Below are 16,879 nucleotides of genomic sequence, written 5' to 3'. Positions count from 1 at the left end.
AACTAATTATAAACTAAATGATAAGGTGTGTTTTAGATCATAATATTTTCCATAACGGTTTGTCCATCCAGCAAACGGATAATGCGGTGGCTGTAACGTGCGTCATGCTCAGAGTGCGTTACCATGATAATGGTAGTGCCTTGTTCGTTCAGGTCGGTTAAAAGTTCCATTACCTCATTACCATTGCTTGAGTCCAGGTTACCGGTGGGCTCATCCGCCAATATCAATTTCGGATTGTTTACCACTGCGCGGGCCACGGCCACACGCTGCTGCTGACCGCCCGATAATTGTTGCGGGTAGTGGTTACGACGGTGCATGATCTGCATTTTGTCCAAAACCTTTTCAACACGCCCCACACGCTCTGACGATGGCACACCTGTGTAGATCAGCGGCAACTCAACGTTCTCGAAAACGGTAAGCTCATCTATCAAATTAAAGCTCTGGAAAACGAAACCGATATTATGCTTGCGCAGGTCGGCGCGTTTGCGTTCGTTAAAATCTGCCACTTCAATGTTGTTAAATAAATAGCTGCCGCCATCAGGGTCGTCAAGCAATCCCAATATGTTAAGCAGAGTTGATTTACCACATCCCGAAGGGCCCATGATGGCAACAAACTCGCCCTCTTTAACCTCGATGGATAATTTGTTTAAAGCAATGGTTTCTACCTCTTCGGTGCGGTAGTACTTTTGTAGTTCGGTAATTTTTATCATTTGAGCCTCCTCCCCTTAAGGGCGCGTTAGTTTTTGGTTTCTACTTGTTTAATATCAGTTGTTGTATGTCGCCATAAGTTTCATAACTTGATGTTATTACCTTATCGCCGGGTTTAATACCTTGTAATACTTCATAATAATCTGTACTTACACGGCCCAGCTGGATATCAACTTTATAGGCTGATTTTCCGTCTTCGCTAACTTTAAAGATCCAGTTGCCGCCGGTTTGCTGGTAAAAGCCGCCTTTAGGCAACAGTACCTGTTTACTTTCATCGCTTAGCGCTAATAGTATCTGCAATGTTTGGCCTCTTCTTATCCCGGTAGGTATGGCCCCAACAAACTGCATATCAACCTGGAACCTGTTGTTGGTTACCTGCGTAAATACCTTTGTAATTTTTAAAGTGTAGTTTTTATCCGCGAATGAGAATGTACCAGTCAAGCCGTTATACACTTGCGACAGGTAATGCTCGTCTACATCAACACGCACCTTGAAGCCTGACAGTACATCTATCTGACCCAGGCGCTCGCCTTTATTTTTGTTTTGCCCTACTTCCGCGTCCATTGAGGTTAACTGGCCGTCGCGTGGTGCTACTACGGTAAGGTCGGCTACTTTTTTACGCATCAGGTTTAATGTGTTTTTCATTTGCACATATTGCTCCTGGGTTTGCATGTTTTGCTGTTTAATGAGCGCGGTATCTTGCTTTAAAATTTGGGTGGTTAGTTTTTTACGGTTTAACTGGTATTCGTACGTATTAACTGCTACCTGGTAATCCTGCTGGCTCAACGCCTTTTGTTCGTACAGATGTTTGTTCAATTTGTACACGCGTTCGGCCTCTTTAAAGGCGTTATCTACATCTGCCATCTGGTTTAATTTATTGATGGTGTTTGATAAAGCATTGTTCTGCGAGATCTGGATCTGTGTCTGGGCGGCGTAAACGGCCGTTTCCTGGTTTGCCAGGCTAAGCTCAAGATCGGTGTTAGACAGTTTTAAAATCTTGTCGCCTTTTTTAAGGTTAGTACCGTCATCAACATAACGTGCTTCTACAAGGCCGCCCTCAACCGCGTCAAGGTAAATGGTAGTTATAGGTGTAACAATACCATTTACAGGTATGGTAACCTGGAAAGGCCCTTTTGTAACTTCGCTTATGGTTAGCCGTTCTGTATCAACAGAGAGCTTGCTTTTGCCCGAGGTAAAATAGATACTCCCGGCAATTAATAAAATTATAGCAGTAATGCCGCCTATAGTTAACAGGCGCTTGGTACTCCACTTTTTCTTTTCAATTTTTCTATCCACAGTATTAAAATTCAGATTTATTATCTGTACAAGGTTATACAACAACGTGCCATAATATAAATGGCTGTAAATCAAATAAATGCTTTGATATTTTAAAATATTCCGTTCGCTTATGAAACAACAAGTGTTCGGTTTCGATACAGTTATTTTGAAGTATGTTGCTACAAAAAATTGTTTTACAGTTATTTACACTTATGGTTATATTATTGCCAAAAACCACTTAAGGTACTTATTATATTTAATTGTATTTTCACATATCGTATGTTATTAAAAAAAGCCACCGTTTTAATTGTTGATGATGACCCGGATGTACTTACCGCGGTTAAACTTTTGCTTAAAACAGAAGTACAGGAGGTAATTACCGAAAAGAACCCGGAGAACCTTAACAGCCAGTTATTGCGAAATAATGTTGATATTATTTTGCTTGACATGAACTTTAACAGCGCCATTAACACCGGCAATGAGGGTTTATACTGGCTGCGCAAGGTGCGCGAATGGAAACCCGACGCCATTGTGATCATGATCACCGCCTACGGCGATATTGACCTGGCGGTACGTTCTTTAAAAGAAGGCGCCGCCGATTTTATGGTAAAGCCATGGCATAACGATAAATTGATAGAAGTCATTAAGGACCTGCTTGATAAAAAAGACAGCGATAAATCTGCAAAAACATCATCGGCAAAAAATAACAGCACGACAACCACGTTGCATGGCGAGTCGCAGTTGATGCAGGATATTTTTCTGAAAGTAAATAAAATTGCCCCTACGGATGCCAATATCCTGATACTGGGCGAAAACGGAACAGGGAAAGACCTGATAGCAAAATCCATACATGAGCGCTCATTGAGGGCAAACAAACCATTTATTAAGGTAGACGTTGGCTCGCTTACGGAGACGCTATTTGAGAGCGAGTTATTTGGGCATAAAAAAGGCGCGTTTACTGACGCGCGCGAAGACAGGTCGGGCAGGTTTGAAGATGCCAACGGTGGCACGCTTTTTTTGGATGAGATAGGGAATATATCCCTGCGGCAGCAGGCTAAATTACTTACCGTATTACAAAACCGGCAGGTAACCCGGTTAGGCAGTAATAAGCCTACGGATATCGATATCCGCTTAATATGTGCTACTAACCTGCCACTTTATGAGCTTGCAAACGACGACCGTTTCAGAAAGGATCTGATCTACCGGATCAATACCGTAGAGGTTACCATGCCGCCTTTACGCAAGCGCGACGGCGATGTGATCTTACTGGCTAAACATTTTGCCGGCGTATACGCCGCCAAATATTTAAAACCCGCTATCACGTTTGATGAAAGCGCGTTATATAAGTTGAACAGTTATCATTTCCCGGGCAATGTGCGCGAGCTGCAGTACACCATGGAGCGGGCCATCATTATGGCCGACAATAATATGCTGAGTGCCGGCGACCTGATATTTTCATCTATAGAATCAAGCCCTGCAGAGCAGGAGCCTTTGGACGATATGCCATTAAGCATGTTAGAAAAAACTACCATTTTACGGGTTATAGAAAAACATAACGGCAATATTACCCGTGCAGCCAAAGAACTTGGTTTAACCCGTACTGCCCTTTACCGCAGGTTAAGTAAATATGATATTTAAAAATTACGAATTACGCATTCTGCTACGTGTGGCCTTGTTATTTTTAACGCTTTTAGGCCTGTGCGTAATTATAGTTATCCAACGGTATATGTACCTGGTTATTGGTGTACCGCTGGTTATTGCGGTGATGGCTGATTTTTTGCGTTTTCAAAAAAAGGCACAGCGAGAGGTTGAACAGTTTGCCGAATCGGTGCACTATCGTGATTTTTCGCGGCACTTTGACGTGGGTCGTGCACCTACAGAGCTTAAGCCCTTGCGCAAGGGATTTAACGAGATAAACACCACATTTAAAGCCATCAGCCGCGAACGCGAAACTCAATACCATTATCTGCAAAAGATCCTTGAACTGGTTGATACCGGCATCATATCCTACGAGCAGGAAACCGGCGATATAGGCTGGTTGAATGAATCTTTCAAGAAGATCTTCGGGATACCATACCTTAAAACCATATACTCGCTTGAAAAACGGGACGAGGCATTGTATAACGAAGCGATGAAGCTAAAACCCGGTGATAGCAAGGTTGTTTCCATATCGCGCAACAAGCAGCTCATCAAAATTTTGCTTACCGTTAGCGTTATGCGCAGCGATGATAAGATCTACAGACTGCTCGCGTTTCAGAATATCAGCGAGGCATTAGACGAAACGGAATCAAAGGCCTGGCAAAAGCTGTTGAACGTAATGACGCATGAGATCATGAACTCGGTGGCGCCGATATCTTCATTGGCAGATACGTTGAAAAACCGCCTGCAAAGTTACAGTCGTGAAAATAGCGAAAATACGGATCTGGATGATCTGGAGCTGGGGATAGATACCATAAAACGTCGCAGCGAAGGCCTGCTTAAGTTTACAGAAAGCTATCGTAATCTGAATAAAATTACCCGGCTTGATCTTAAAACGGTATTGGTGCGCGATCTGTTTGAGAACCTGAACAGTTTAATGCAGCCTACCCTGGCTCAAAAAAACATCGAACTTAATATTGTGCTGCGCGATACGCAAATGGCCATAGAGATAGACCTTAACCTGGTTGAACAAGTATTGATCAACCTGCTTGTTAACGCTATCGAGGCGGTTAAGGATAGGCCTGAACCGGCCATAACCTTAAGCGCGGAGCTATCGCCCAATAATAAGCCGCTGGTTAAAATTGCCGACAATGGTACAGGCATGCCGCCCGAACTGGTTGACAAGATCTTTATCCCTTTTTTCAGTACCCGCAAATCGGGCAGTGGTATAGGGCTTAGCCTATGCAAGCAGATCATGATGCTGCATAAAGGCAACATACAGGTACAGTCTGTCGAGAATGAAGGCTCGGTGTTTATCTTGCTTTTTTAGCTATCCGTAAGGCTATGTTTCCGGATCTTTTCGAGCGCGCCGTTTTCATTAATGGCGTAGCTGGCATCGCTGGTGTCAGAATCAATAACTAAGGGAACGCTTTTCTTCGCTTTCTTTTTATCGGGTCTTAGTGGTATAATGATAACGGCTAATAGTACGGCTATCTTTAAAATAAGTAACAACATTTTTTGATGGTTTAAAATTCATTCCATTTTTATTTTAAATAGTAACAGGCAGTGCGGGTAAATGAAAATAAAACCTGCTGCCTATGCCAACTTCGCTTTCTACACCTATATCACCGCCCTGCGCGGTAATAAACTCTTTTGATATCGCCAAGCCCAAACCCGAACCCGATTTGTTTTGCCCATCCGTAGGAACCTGGAAATAACGGTCAAAAAGCCGTTCCTGGTATTGCGACTCGATACCTTTGCCAAAATCTTTAACAGAAAAAGCTACCATATTATCGTGGCCGCTTACCTCAACCACGATCTTTGATTTTGCATGACTGTAACGTACCGCGTTCGACAGGAAATTGATCATTACCCAGGCCGTCTTCTCAACATCGGCGCTTATCTCAGGTACATCAGCGGCAATTTTTTGCTCAATGATCAGTCCCTTTTGGTCCGCTTCAAACTTGACAGCTTTAACAGCATATTCAATAATTTGGTCCGGCCGGGTAGGTACAAAGTTTAGCTGTATATTGCCGGTTTCCACCTGCGAAAGGTCAAGCAGTTCATAGGTTATCTTAAGCAAGCGTTCGGCATCGCCGGTAATGTGTTCAACCAGTTGGCCTTGTTCTTCGTTCAAATTACCTACGCGGTCATCAGCTAACAGCTTAGCGCTCATTTTAATGGCTGATATAGGTGTTTTCAATTCGTGCGATATGGTCGCTATGAAATTGCTTTTTGCCTCATCGCGCTCCTTAAACTCGGTGATGTTGCGCAGTATGTAAACTTTTCCTGCTGATTTTTGCGCCTTTACAACCGGCGAGGCATGGTCAGGCGAGAGGTTAGGCACTGAAATTTCACGGGTCTCTAACTGAAAATGCGAATCCTTGCCATCCGCAAATATTTTAAATGGTACGCCTGTTTTTTCGCCTTCAATAATTGATTTGAACAGATCATTCTCACTAATAATGGTCTTTACGGATTTACCCTCGGGCCTGTTTTCTTTTAGGCCAAGGATATTTTTAGCAGCCGAGTTGATAAACAGGATCTCCTGGTTTTCATTGATACCGATAATAGCATCGTGCATTTGTTCAATGATGGTTTCGATGCGGATCTTCTCTGACAGGATCTTCGACAAGTTGCTGTTCTCCCACTCATCCAATCTAAACGCCATGTCGTTAAAAGCATTGGCCACTTCGGCAAACTCATCATTCTTATCAAAATGGATACGCTGGGTGTAGTTTTTTTGCGCTATCTCACGGATACCTGCCAGTAAAGAATTTAACGGCCCCGAAATTATCCCCGGGAAATTGATGCTGAAACTAAACAGGATTAAAAAAGTAAACGTACCTGCAAACCCCAAAAATATGCTGGCGTTTTTTACGGACTCATGTGCCTTGTCGTTTTTAATAACAATGGCCTTCATGTTCACCATATCTATGGTGCGCAGGTATTTACGGGCATCGCGCTCGGCAAGTTTTAATTGTCCGGCAGAGGTGGTTTTACCCCTGAGTTGGTTAAAAACCCTGCGCAGATTTTGCACAGCATCCAATTCGCCGGCTTCTGTTATGTTATGTTCTTCTTTGGTTAACTGGCTGTCAAAGTCGGCGGCGGGCTGCGCGCTCAACGGCAGGTCATGGTCGTCAAGCACGGTGCGCATATCCCTGGTAAAGCTTAAAGATTCATAGTTATCCTTTAAGATCACTTTGGCGCTGTTGGATATTTCGTTGATATAGAACAAAGATATCAACCCAAAAAACAAGACGACGACAAACAAAAAGCCGAAGCCCAAGCGGAGTTTATTTTTTACTTTCATGATAGTATTACTAAATCAGTTTCTGTAGCTGCTATTTTTTTAAGCAGGCTGTTAAATATGGTGGTCCTTAAAATTACCTGGAACAGGTTTAAATGCGGCTTGCCAATACAAATGGTTGTTATCTCTCTTTCTTCGGCCACTTTCATAATGGTTTGGGTAATTTCATCGCTTTTTACCTTTAATACTTCGGCACCAAGTTCGGTAGCTAATTTAAAGTTATTTATGAGGTATCGCTGCTTGTCCAGTTTAATCCGGTCAAGGCTTTCGTTACTGCTTTGTACATACAAAACAATCCAGGGCGAACGGTAGTATGATGCCAGCCGGGCCGTTTTCCTGATCACTATCTTTGATGTTTCGGCATTTGATGAGATGCAAGCCAGGAACTTTTCGGGCCGTAACTTGATCTGTTTGGGTATCTCGATATCTATCTTGCGCTCCAGATGATGCGCTACTTCTTTTAAAGCGATTTCGCGCAATTGCAGGATCTTTTCGCTTTGAAAAAAGTTTTTTAACGCCCTTGCCACCTTCTCTTTATCATAGATCTTGCCCTCGTTCAGCCGGGTGATCAGTTCATCGGCAGTCAAATCGATGTTCACTATTTCATCTGCCATTTCAAGCACCTTGTCGGGGATGCGCTCTGTAATAGCAATGCCGGTTATCTCTTCAATTTCCTGGTTAAGGCTTTCAAGGTGCTGTATGTTAACTGCAGATATTACGTTTATTCCGGCTTCCAGTATATCCAGCACGTCTTGCCAGCGTTTGGCGTTTTTGCTGCCCTCGATATTGCTATGCGCCAGTTCGTCAACAATTACAACTTCGGGGTGGCGGTTTAAAACAGCCTTAAGGTCCATTTCTTCCAGCTCTTTACCTTTATAAAATATTTTACGACGCGCTATAACGGGTATGCCTGCCAGCAAAGCGTGAGTTTCTGCCCGGTTATGCGTTTCAATATAACCTATTTGTATATCTACACCGTTTTTTAGAAGGGCATGGGCTTCCTGCAGCATCCGGTAGGTTTTACCTACGCCGGCGCTCATACCGATATAGATCTTAAACTTTCCCCGGCGCGATTTTTTTATCAGGTCAAGGAAATGTTCAACCGGTTGTTCTTTATTGTCTGTAGCCATAATCTTTTTAAACCTCTAAAAGGGGATGCAAATCACAGCACCCCCTCAGCATGAACCGTTGTAGCAATCGATCAAATCAACAAATTCGACTCAAATAATAGGACATGCATTTTCTTTTGTTGCTTTAATCCTATGTCATTTCGACCAACGGGAGAAATCTTATAGAAGCGGCTTAGCAAAGCGTATAAGATTTCTTACTCGTTCCTCGTATCGAAATGACAACAGTTTTTTATTTTTTCAATTCATCTAAAGCGATATTCAATTTAAGCACATTTACCTTTGCCGGGCCGAACAATCCCCATAAAGGCTGTACAGTATTGGCGCTGATAATATTATTTACCTGTTCTGTAGTAATGCCACGCACATGCGCAATACGCGCAACTTGTACCTGTGCACCCGCAGGCGAAAGATCAGGGTCAAGTCCGCTGCCTGACGCAGTAACCAGTTCGGCAGGGATCTGTTCTTTTTTAATGTCCGGGTTATGTTTTAAAAAGGTATCGATGCGGCCCTTAACATCTTTATTTAAATAATCAGGGTTTGACGGGCCTTTGTTTGAACCGCCCGAGCCGTCAGCGTGATAATCAACCGCCGACGGACGTGACCAGAAGTACTGGTCTTTAGTAAATTTTTGACCGATGTTGGCATAGCCAACCACGCGGCCTTTATAACTTAGGGTTTCACCATCACCGTGGCCCGGTGTAAATTTTCCTACAGCAGCTATAGCCAGGGGATACAACCCGGCCAGGATAACTATTAAAATAACAGTAAGCTTTATGGCGGGGAACAGATATGTTTTCATTTTCTTAATTTTTAGATTTGAGTATTGAGATGTGAGACCGAAACGACGATATCTCACGTCTCACATCTACTATTTATATTAAAATCCCTACGATCAGGTCAATTGCCTTTATGCCGATGAACGGTATAATTACGCCACCCAAGCCGTAGATCAACAGGTTTCTTCGGAGCAGGGCGCTTGCGCCGATGGGCTTATATTCAACCCCGCGCAATGCCAGCGGAATAAGCAACGGAATGATAATGGCATTGAATATTACAGCCGATAATATTGCAGATTGCGGGCTATGCAGACCCATAATATTCAATGCACCCAAAGCCGGTATTGATACCATAAACAAGGCCGGTACAATAGCGAAGTATTTTGCTACGTCGTTAGCTATCGAGAAGGTGGTGAGCGTACCGCGGGTCATTAGCAATTGTTTGCCAATTTCCACAATCTCAATGAGTTTGGTAGGGTCATTATCCAGGTCGACCATGTTACCGGCTTCTTTGGCTGCCTGCGTACCGCTATTCATGGCTACACCAACATCGGCCTGGGCAAGGGCAGGGGCGTCGTTGGTACCGTCGCCCATCATGGCTACCAGTTTACCTTGCTGTTGTTCGGCTTTAATATAGTTCATTTTATCCTCGGGCTTGGCTTCGGCAATAAAGTCATCAACCCCGGCTTTGTTAGCTATGAATTTGGCGGTAAGCGGGTTATCGCCGGTAACCATTACGGTTTTTACGCCCATTTTGCGCAGGCGCTCAAAGCGTTCGGCAATGCCGGGCTTGATAATATCCTGCAATTCGATAACACCCAATACCTTTTCATTTTGTGACACAACCAATGGTGTACCACCATTTGACGCAATGGTTTTAACATTAACCTCCACATCGTCCGGAAACACATGACCTGCTTTAAGCGCCATGTTACGGATAGCATCAAAAGCACCTTTGCGGATCCGTAAACCGGCAGGCGTATCCAAACCACTTGAACGGGTTTCGGCGGTGAACTTGATAAATACCGAATCTGCAGGCGCTTTAACCGATAGCTGGGTTTTACCCTGCTCGGCCAGTTCGATGATTGATTTACCTTCGGGGGTTTCGTCGGCCAATGAGCTTAAGATGCAGGCCGTAATGAAGTCTGTTTCATTTACCCCGGCGGTAGGGTAAAAGTTGGTGGCCTTACGGTTACCAATGGTGATGGTGCCGGTTTTGTCTAACAGCAGCACGTCAAGGTCGCCCGCAGTTTCAACTGCTTTACCTGATTTGGTGATCACATTGGCACGTAAAGCCCTGTCCATACCCGCAATACCAATGGCAGATAACAAACCGCCTATAGTGGTAGGGATCAAACACACAAATAACGATATGAACGCGGCTATAGTAATGGGCGTATTGGCATAATCGCCGAAAGGCTTAAGCGTAACACATACGATCACGAAGATCAGCGTAAAGCCAGCCAGCAGGATGGTTAACGCTATTTCGTTAGGTGTTTTTTGGCGGGACGCCCCTTCAACCAAAGCGATCATTTTATCCAGAAAGCTTTCGCCGGGCTGGGTGCTAACCTGTACCTTAATACGGTCTGACAATACTTTTGTACCACCGGTTACCGAAGATTTGTCGCCACCTGATTCGCGGATCACGGGTGCAGATTCGCCGGTAATGGCCGATTCATCAATGGTAGCGATACCTTCAATAATTTCGCCGTCGGTAGGGATGGTGTCGCCGGTTTCGCAGATAAATATATCGCCCTTTTTTAACAGCGATGACATGATGGTTTGTTCTTTACCGTTTACCATTAAACGGGCAGGGGTTTCTTCACGGGTTTTGCGTAAGCTCTCGGCCTGTGCCTTACCACGGGCTTCGGCAATAGCTTCGGCAAAGTTGGCAAACAACACAGTTAGTAACAGTACAAAAAATATGATGAAGTTGTAGATGAAGCTTCCCTGGCCTGTGTTGGCAAAAGAGAAGATGGTAACGAAGAGCATAACTACGGTGCCTATCTCCACGGTAAACATTACCGGGTTGCGCACCAGCATGCGGGGATCAAGCTTAATGAATGATTGCTTAAAGGCAGCCCTCACCTGGTCTCCCTGGAATAGCGTATTTTGATTTGAGTTCATTTTCTTACTCGTTATTTTATTAGTGAAAAGTGTTCGGCAATAGGGCCAAGGGCCAGTGCGGGGAAGAATGATAACGCGGCAATGATTGCGATAACAGCAAACGTCATTAATCCGAAGGTTGAGGTATCGCTCTTTAACGTACCGGCCGATTCTGGAATGAATTTCTTGTTGGCCAATATGCCGGCAATAGCTATCGGGCCAATAATAGGTAGGAACCTGCCCAGTATCATTACAAACCCGGCAGATACGTTCCAGAAGATATTGTTATCGCCCAAGCCTTCAAAACCTGAACCGTTATTGGCTGCGCTTGAGGTATATTGATACAGCATTTCTGAAAAGCCGTGATAGCCCGGGCTGGCCAGCCATGCGGATGGTTTAACAGCCCAATCAGCATTTGGCATGTGCACCAGTACGTACGACGATATGGCTGTGCCTACCAGGATGATAAAAGGGTGGAGTAACGCTATCAGCGAAGCTATCTTCATTTCGCGGGCCTCTATCTTCCGGCCCATAAATTCGGGTGTACGGCCTACCATTAATCCCGAGATAAATACAGCTATGATGATAAAGATGTAATAGTTTAAAAACCCTACCCCGCAACCACCATAAAAGCAGTTGATCATCATGCCCATCATCATCATAAAGCCTGATACCGGCATGGCGCTGTCGTGCATAGAGTTTACAGAACCTGTTGAAATAATGGTGGTTAGTATACTCCAATAACCTGATGCAGCAGGCCCAAACCTAACTTCTTTACCTTCCATAGCGCCGGTAGGCTGGCTGATACCCATTCGTGCGATGGCCGGGTTGCCGCCAACCTCGGCCTGCATGGTGGGAATGAGTAATAAGAGCATCCCCAGCGTCATCACGCCGAATATCACATAGGCAAATTTTTTCTTGTTGAGGTAAAACCCTAAAGCAAACACCAACCCGATGGGGATGATACATTGCGCTACCATTTCAACAATGTTTGTAAGGTAGTTAGGGTTCTCTAACGGGTGTGCAGAGTTTGCGCCAAACCAGCCACCACCGTTAGTGCCGAGGTGCTTAATGGCAACTAACGCAGCAACCGGTCCGCGGGATACATGTACGGTATCGCCCTGCATGCTTATTAAGGTGTCTTTACCTTTATAACTGGTGGGCATGCCATTAAATGAAAGGATGATAGCGATAACAATAGATATCGGCAATAAAATACGGGTGATGGTTTTCAGGAAATAATCCCAGAAATTGCCCAGTTTATCGGTTACTTTATCTTTCATCGCCCTGAATAATACCACCAGCGCGGCAATCCCGGTCGCTGCCGAAACAAAGTGCAGGAACATGAATACAAAGTGCTGTGTAAAATAAGTGGCACCGCTTTCACCCGAGTAATCCTGCAGGTTACAGTTCACTAAAAAGCTGATGGCGGTGTTAAATGCCAGGTCGGGCGTTTGATTGGGGTTACCATCAGGGTTTAAAGGCAAATGCGCCTGGAACAACAGGCAGAAGAAAGCGTAAACCAGCCAAACGCTGTTAATGGTAAGCAGTGCAAATAAATGTTGCTTCCAGTTCATTTCTTTACGGGTATCAATCCCGCTGATGCGGAGAATAAAACGTTCAAAAGGGGCCATAAAATCAAGCCACGTTTTTTCTCCTTTAAAAACGCGTGCAATATACCTGCCCAGCGGAATGGCAATTGCCAGCGTAAGCGCGTAGGTAAAAATTATGCCTGCTAATTCGGTGTTCATAGTTTGTGTAATTAAAAGTTTTCGGGTTTAAGCAGTACGTATACCATGTAGATAAACACGGCCACTGCAACAATGAATAGTGCTACCATGATGATTAAATTTTTTCGAAGTAGTTAACAGATTTGAAGAACAGCCAGAATGTGACAATAAAGGCTAAAACATAAAGTGCGACTTGTATAAGATCCATAGTAATTTAATTTTCTAAGGGGTTAACCAAGTTGATGCCATTACTTTTGTCATGTATATAATTAATTGATTTATAGTTATTTGTGATTGATTTGCGTGTGCCAAAAAAAACGCTAACAAAAAAAACCTACCAAAATGGAAGGGTCTTTTTATCATAATGGATGGTTGTTATGCAATGGTATAATGTTCAAGCTTGCGGTACAGGGTGGTCAAGCCAATGTTTAGCAAGCGCGCGGCTTCTGTTTTGTTGCCGTGGGTATGGTTCAGTACTTTATAGATGTGTTGCTTTTCTATCGATTCCAGATCAAGCGCATCAGCGTCAACATGAACTGTTCTAAATTCAATAGGTAATAGGTCGACACCAATTACCCCTTTTTCTGCGAGGATCACTACACGCTCTATCACATTTTTAAGCTCACGCACATTGCCTTTCCATTGGTGCTGGGTAAGTACATGGATAAACTCATCACTCATCCGCTCAATTCGCTTATTTACTTTATCGGCAAATTGTTTAAGGTAATGTTTGGCTATCAACTCAATATCTGCCTTACGCTCATTTAATGAGGGCAGGGTAACAGTAAATACGGATAGGCGATAAAACAGATCCAGCCTGAAATTTCCGGCCTCGGCTTCTTTTTGCGGATCGCGGTTGGTGGCTGCCAGTATGCGGATATTTACTTTGGTAGTTTGTGTGTCGCCTATTTTAATAAAGGTACGGCTCTCTAACACCCGCAATAGCTTGGCCTGTAGTTCCAGGCTCATTTCGCCAACCTCATCTAAAAATATAGTGCCGTTATTGGCTTCTTCAAACAGGCCTTTTTTATCTTTCAATGCCCCGGTAAATGAGCCGGCCTTGTAGCCAAATAACTCGCTCTCTAATAATTCAGAGGGAAAACTGCTGCAATTAACCGCTACAAATGGCTGTAATTTCCGGGTGCTTTCATAATGGATCGATTCGGCAAATACTTCTTTACCGGTCCCTGTTTCACCAAGCAGCAATACCGTGGTATCAGTAGGCGCTACTTTTTTGGCGATATCAATGGCCTCTGTTATCGCCCTTGACCGGCCAAGGATATGATCAAAACTGTATTTGCCCGTTATACGGGTTTCAAGGTTAAATACCCTTAATTGCAATTGCGCTTTCTCTGCAGCTTTAAATACTAAAGGGATGATTTTATCATTATCATCCCCTTTGGTTATATAGTCGAAGCCGCCGTTTTTGATAGATTGCACCCCATCGGCAATGGTGCCGTGCGCGGTAAGGTTAATGATCTCGATATAAGGCTTTTTTTCTTTGATCAGCTTAACCAATTCTACGCCGTTTATGTCAGGCAGCTTAACGTCGCTGATCACAACGTGTATATCTTCAAGCATTAACGTTTTTAAGCCTTCCCTCGCAGTATAATTTTTAAAAAGATGAAAGCCTTCCAGTTCTAATATTCTTGCTATTAAACCTGCAAGCCCCTGCTCATCATCAATAATGAGCACGTTTGCAGATGGTTGTATTTTAGTTTCCATGCAAGGCCATTATCCAAAAGAATGCCTTAATAAAAAGATTTGTGTAAACTGCTGTAATAGAGGTGTTTTATTTTATACGCATGGCAAAGTGATATTGCAACAGTTTCAAAATGATAGGCTTTTTTATCAATCTGAAATTAAACAATGTAATTGATTTGCTTGCTGTGATCATGTTTCTTGGTGAGATGCAGGTAAACTTACAGTTAAAAATATATTATATATTAATGATGCATTTATTATTTGTTAATCCTAAAATCATATATGATAATATTAGCTGTTTAGCCATTTAATTTGATGGGTATTTTTACGGCTCGTTTTTAAGTGTAATACGACTTTTTATAAGCTTAGATTACGCATAAAATGAATTTTGATATATGTTGTAACTTATACATTATTAGCTTTTTAATATGTTTTACTGATTGATAACTCGCTTTCTTTTAACCTAATTAAATAGTTGGCGTTTTTTAGGCAGAATAATAGGATCTTATTGCAATGCCAAAATTATACTTTTCTCAAAATCGGTATAAAAACCGCCTTTATGATAGTATTATTCAATAAAAATATTTTGATTTAATTGCTTGCATTTTACTGTTCTGATTGTAATTTAGTTGTATTCTTAACGCATAGTTAAACCTTTACACCTAAAAGTTTTATCATGATATACCAGTCGATCAGCTTTTTAGCCGAGCAGCTTAATAACTATCTTAAAACTATAGAAGGTAATGGTTCGTTAGCGTCAACTTTTACGCAGCTTAGAAATATAGCGCACCTTACAGACGAAGAAATAAAGAACCTTGATAATATTTTGGTTACCCTGGTAAACATATCCGAAGAGTTTACCTTAAAGAATAATCCCAATTATGTGCGCGAGGGCGATAACATCAATTACCGCAACGCGCCCTTAAATTTAAACCTATATGTGCTTTTTTCAGCGTGTAACCAAAGCAACTACGATAAGTCGCTGATATACCTGTCATGGATAGTTGAATTTTTTCAGGGGAAGAACACTTTTACAAAGCAAAATAGCCCGCAGACAAAAACCAGCCTGAAGGATTTCAGGCTGATCTTGGATATTTATTCGCCTACGTTTGAGCAGGCAAATTACCTGTGGAGCACATTGGGCGGCAAGCAATTTCCTTACGTATTGTACCGCGTAAGGCTGGTTGAAATTTTAAGAGATAATGTGACAGAGAGCCGTGGAGTTATTAAACAGATAGAATTGAGTGAAAAGTTAAGTTAGAGATAAGTGCGGGTGATAATTATAAAATAATAAACCCGATAATGCTAAAACTAAGTTACGAAACCTTATTCGAGATCAGTATCCGTCATCATTACCATCTTGATGACGGTGCGCAATTGTTTGATACGCTTGGCGCTGACGCGCAGTTTGCGTTGCAAAACAAATATGACGTTTCTGATTTTTTTAGCATAACTCCATCTGCTTTAACAAGTAACATATTCGCCAATTACCATGCGGTTTGCAAAGCAACATCAACCGGGTTAATAGCCGGGATGCGTTACACACAAAGCGGCCCGCTTAACCTGCCTGAAATAAAACCGGACGATACCACTGTTTTCAGCTTTTACATTACTGTGCTTGACGGCCTTTTTGCCAACTACAGCGCTTTGCCTTTGCAACTGCCCATCGGCATGGTATATTATTTTACCAATGATACGGCATTTTCTAAACGGATCTTTCCGTTTATAACCGCTACGCCGGCTGTTTATGCAGGCAGCACAGATTATTATCCCGGCGATATGCTGGTTGATAAACAGCCGACCCCAACAAAATTATATATCGCGCAGAAAAAGAACAGCGTTGACCCTGCTCTTGACAATACCGGTAACTGGATAACAGACCCATTGGTAAATAAAAAGCCATTACTATACGCAGGTGCTCCGGACATGATACGCCGTATGGGGCGGATCTTTAATTACCAGGTAACGGTTGCAGATAAATTACCTGTGCTAACTATAAAAGACCGGTTTGGTAATACCATAAGCAATCTAGTTACGGTAATAGAAACAGGTGAGTTCAACCAGCTAAAAGCCGACCTTGGCGCTTTGCCCGAAGGTTTGTATTACGCTCACGTAGCCACAGCCGATAATAGTTATAAAGACGATTTCGCCTTTTATTATTCGCAAAACTCGTCAGCATGGGCGATTATTGATATCGTTACCACAACCGGCAATACAGCTTATAATTTAATAAGCCCCGATGGTTCACTGGTGTCGCCGGTGTTTAGCCTGCGGTTTAAAAACCGGGCCACTTTTTGGCGATACATCGGCAGATCGTTTGGCGCGGCATCTGTCAGTGCTAATTCTTTGCCGCTTACGCGGCAGGGGTTTATATCAGTGCAGGTACAGGATGGAAGCGGCAATAATACTACGGATGACCTGCCAAACCCATCGGCGGCAATGATAAAACCCGAAACAAACCAGATTTTTTCAGAAATATATATGTAACAATAAGTAAAA

14 protein-coding genes are annotated in these 16,879 nt (G+C 43.0%); 4 read left to right on the top strand and 10 right to left on the bottom strand.

Features of this window, described 5'->3' with window-relative positions; translation table 11 throughout:
* Positions 1-32 precede the first annotated feature (32 nt).
* Positions 33-710, bottom strand: coding sequence for an ABC transporter ATP-binding protein (locus FO440_RS02260; protein WP_144246600.1), 678 nt, complete (start codon positions 708-710; stop codon positions 33-35).
* A 40-nt stretch (positions 711-750) separates the two neighbouring features.
* Positions 751-2,004, bottom strand: coding sequence for an efflux RND transporter periplasmic adaptor subunit (locus tag FO440_RS02255; protein WP_144246599.1), 1,254 nt, complete (start codon positions 2,002-2,004; stop codon positions 751-753).
* Between the two features lie 261 nt (positions 2,005-2,265).
* Here FO440_RS02255 and FO440_RS02250 point away from each other — a divergent pair, with 261 nt between their 5' ends.
* Together FO440_RS02250 and FO440_RS02245 are read left to right on the top strand one after the other, a co-directional pair.
* On the top strand, positions 2,266-3,624 hold the full coding sequence (locus FO440_RS02250; protein ID WP_144246598.1) for a sigma-54-dependent transcriptional regulator: 1,359 nt from the start codon (positions 2,266-2,268) through the stop codon (positions 3,622-3,624).
* Positions 3,614-4,954 carry a sensor histidine kinase gene (locus FO440_RS02245; RefSeq protein ID WP_144246597.1) on the top strand — a complete coding sequence of 447 codons (1,341 nt, stop codon included), beginning with the start codon at positions 3,614-3,616 and terminating at the stop codon, positions 4,952-4,954. The genes FO440_RS02250 and FO440_RS02245 overlap by 11 nt, the downstream gene beginning before the upstream one ends.
* Here FO440_RS02245 and FO440_RS02240 read toward each other — a convergent pair.
* The 8 genes from FO440_RS02240 to FO440_RS02205 all read right to left on the bottom strand — a co-directional run bounded on the left by FO440_RS02240 (position 4,951) and on the right by FO440_RS02205 (position 14,401).
* Positions 4,951-5,139, bottom strand: a complete 189-nt coding sequence (locus tag FO440_RS02240; protein WP_144246596.1) for a hypothetical protein — start codon at positions 5,137-5,139, stop codon at positions 4,951-4,953. The genes FO440_RS02245 and FO440_RS02240 overlap by 4 nt on opposite strands.
* Positions 5,140-5,173: 34 nt before the next feature.
* Positions 5,174-6,937: an ATP-binding protein gene (locus tag FO440_RS02235; protein ID WP_144246595.1), complete on the bottom strand. Its 1,764-nt coding sequence runs from the start codon at positions 6,935-6,937 to the stop codon at positions 5,174-5,176.
* The gene (locus tag FO440_RS02230) at positions 6,934-8,064 is read right to left on the bottom strand and encodes a sensor protein KdpD (protein WP_144246594.1); all 1,131 of its coding nucleotides are present in this window, start codon (positions 8,062-8,064) and stop codon (positions 6,934-6,936) included. The genes FO440_RS02235 and FO440_RS02230 overlap by 4 nt, the downstream gene beginning before the upstream one ends.
* A 229-nt stretch (positions 8,065-8,293) precedes the next feature.
* Positions 8,294-8,863 carry a K(+)-transporting ATPase subunit C gene (locus FO440_RS02225; protein ID WP_144246593.1) on the bottom strand — a complete coding sequence of 190 codons (570 nt, stop codon included), beginning with the start codon at positions 8,861-8,863 and terminating at the stop codon, positions 8,294-8,296.
* Positions 8,864-8,936: 73 nt separating this feature from the next.
* Positions 8,937-10,967: a potassium-transporting ATPase subunit KdpB gene (gene kdpB, locus FO440_RS02220; protein WP_144246592.1), complete on the bottom strand. Its 2,031-nt coding sequence runs from the start codon at positions 10,965-10,967 to the stop codon at positions 8,937-8,939.
* A gap of 11 nt (positions 10,968-10,978) precedes the next feature.
* Positions 10,979-12,697 carry a potassium-transporting ATPase subunit KdpA gene (kdpA, locus tag FO440_RS02215; RefSeq protein WP_144246591.1) on the bottom strand — a complete coding sequence of 573 codons (1,719 nt, stop codon included), beginning with the start codon at positions 12,695-12,697 and terminating at the stop codon, positions 10,979-10,981.
* Positions 12,698-12,708: 11 nt separating this feature from the next.
* Positions 12,709-12,786 carry a potassium-transporting ATPase subunit F gene (locus FO440_RS25070; RefSeq protein ID WP_144248180.1) on the bottom strand — a complete coding sequence of 26 codons (78 nt, stop codon included), beginning with the start codon at positions 12,784-12,786 and terminating at the stop codon, positions 12,709-12,711.
* 265 nt (positions 12,787-13,051) lie between these two features.
* Entirely contained in the window at positions 13,052-14,401 is a 1,350-nt protein-coding gene (locus FO440_RS02205) for a sigma-54-dependent transcriptional regulator (protein ID WP_144246590.1), read from the bottom strand.
* Positions 14,402-15,056: 655 nt separating this feature from the next.
* Between FO440_RS02205 and FO440_RS02200 the strand changes: the two genes are divergently transcribed.
* Both FO440_RS02200 and FO440_RS02195 read left to right on the top strand, forming a co-directional pair.
* Positions 15,057-15,641, top strand: a complete 585-nt coding sequence (locus FO440_RS02200; protein WP_144246589.1) for a DUF4255 domain-containing protein — start codon at positions 15,057-15,059, stop codon at positions 15,639-15,641.
* Between the two features lie 41 nt (positions 15,642-15,682).
* Positions 15,683-16,867: a hypothetical protein gene (locus tag FO440_RS02195; protein ID WP_144246588.1), complete on the top strand. Its 1,185-nt coding sequence runs from the start codon at positions 15,683-15,685 to the stop codon at positions 16,865-16,867.
* The last annotated feature ends 12 nt before the right edge of the window (positions 16,868-16,879 follow it).

It is taken from the genome of Mucilaginibacter corticis (genome assembly GCF_007558865.1).
In the GTDB taxonomy this organism is placed as follows: Bacteria; Bacteroidota; Bacteroidia; order Sphingobacteriales; family Sphingobacteriaceae; genus Mucilaginibacter; species Mucilaginibacter corticis.
This window is presented reverse-complemented; position numbering and strand designations above follow the sequence as displayed.

Coding starts and splice junctions, on each gene's coding strand:
- FO440_RS02225 (WP_144246593.1), bottom strand. CDS start 8,863: ATGAAAACATATCTGTTCCCCGCCATAAAGCTTACTGTTATTTTAATA.
- FO440_RS02245 (WP_144246597.1), top strand. CDS start 3,614: ATGATATTTAAAAATTACGAATTACGCATTCTGCTACGTGTGGCCTTG.
- kdpB (WP_144246592.1), bottom strand. CDS start 10,967: ATGAACTCAAATCAAAATACGCTATTCCAGGGAGACCAGGTGAGGGCT.
- kdpA (WP_144246591.1), bottom strand. CDS start 12,697: ATGAACACCGAATTAGCAGGCATAATTTTTACCTACGCGCTTACGCTG.
- FO440_RS02200 (WP_144246589.1), top strand. CDS start 15,057: ATGATATACCAGTCGATCAGCTTTTTAGCCGAGCAGCTTAATAACTAT.
- FO440_RS02260 (WP_144246600.1), bottom strand. CDS start 710: ATGATAAAAATTACCGAACTACAAAAGTACTACCGCACCGAAGAGGTA.
- FO440_RS25070 (WP_144248180.1), bottom strand. CDS start 12,786: ATGGTAGCACTATTCATTGTTGCAGTGGCCGTGTTTATCTACATGGTA.
- FO440_RS02250 (WP_144246598.1), top strand. CDS start 2,266: ATGTTATTAAAAAAAGCCACCGTTTTAATTGTTGATGATGACCCGGAT.
- FO440_RS02235 (WP_144246595.1), bottom strand. CDS start 6,937: ATGAAAGTAAAAAATAAACTCCGCTTGGGCTTCGGCTTTTTGTTTGTC.
- FO440_RS02230 (WP_144246594.1), bottom strand. CDS start 8,064: ATGGCTACAGACAATAAAGAACAACCGGTTGAACATTTCCTTGACCTG.
- FO440_RS02195 (WP_144246588.1), top strand. CDS start 15,683: ATGCTAAAACTAAGTTACGAAACCTTATTCGAGATCAGTATCCGTCAT.
- FO440_RS02240 (WP_144246596.1), bottom strand. CDS start 5,139: ATGTTGTTACTTATTTTAAAGATAGCCGTACTATTAGCCGTTATCATT.
- FO440_RS02205 (WP_144246590.1), bottom strand. CDS start 14,401: ATGGAAACTAAAATACAACCATCTGCAAACGTGCTCATTATTGATGAT.